This window comes from Dellaglioa sp. CoH-57-MRSF-18, from assembly GCF_056781995.1.
Genome location: NZ_JBXAXX010000022.1, coordinates 1 through 832, shown reverse-complemented (window position 1 = coordinate 832; position 832 = coordinate 1). Strand labels below are relative to the sequence as shown.

Genomic DNA, 832 nt, shown 5'->3' with positions numbered 1-832 from the left:
TTCCTTAGTTGTCGGAACATTATGGCATATGTAGCAGTCTTACGTTTCTGGCAGGGTACGACCCCTATACCAATATAACAAAGGGCCCCGTAGGGCCCCTTGCGTCAGTCGTCGGCTTCGTCCGGGCTTGCGCCATCGTCGGGGCCGGGCTCGTCGTCCGGAATCTCAGACGAGCGGCCCAGAATCTCCGCGAGTTCGCGCAGGTCGGCGCGGTCCGTTTCGTGCATGTCCGGGTATTCTTCGCACAGGTCCGAAAAGAACCCTTCCCGTCCCTCATGCGGCGTCGTGTACCACGATTCGAGGGATTCGCTACCGCTCGGAATCATACACACTTGAAAATCCGCGTTCGTGAGGAACACTTTGCCGCTGCACGTGTTAAACGCGGGGTGTACCCCGTCGGCCTCAAAGTCATCAGGCAGCCCCGCGCGATTCCACGCAGTGAGAAGGGTAATAACTTCCTCGCGCTCACGGTGCCCGAAGTCTGCGAGATTGGTCGTAACGGTCATGATGTTCCTTGGTGTTTAACAGCGGTTTACAGGCTTTCGTCGGCGTTCCGGATTTGAGCCGCAACCCAAACCCAATAACCGCTGATGGTGTCCTGATTCTCTACGGCCTGTCTCCAGTCGCGCCGCGTGAATTCTTGGTGTTCCCCGTCGCCGTTCGGGTTATAGATATCACCCAATTGTTCGGGGCTCAGCCCAGCGTCTTTGTGTTTCATGTTATTACCTCTTTAGAAAATTGAATCTAAATTATAACGCGGTTTTATTTCGCGTCAACCTTATTTCGAAAAATAATCGACGCACGCGCCACGCACGAACGCCCCGTATTGAGC

Annotated in this window: 2 protein-coding genes; both read right to left on the bottom strand. The window is 54.9% G+C overall.

The window, feature by feature from the left end; translation table 11 throughout:
• Window positions 1–104: 104 nt before the first annotated feature.
• Window positions 105–506: a hypothetical protein gene (locus AC1RPG_RS07810; protein WP_289874002.1), complete on the bottom strand. Its 402-nt coding sequence runs from the start codon at window positions 504–506 to the stop codon at window positions 105–107.
• A 26-nt stretch (window positions 507–532) separates the two neighbouring features.
• Complete coding sequence (locus AC1RPG_RS07805) at window positions 533–718, bottom strand: hypothetical protein (RefSeq protein ID WP_481762440.1); 186 nt, start codon at window positions 716–718, stop codon at window positions 533–535.
• Between the last annotated feature and the right edge of the window lie 114 nt (window positions 719–832).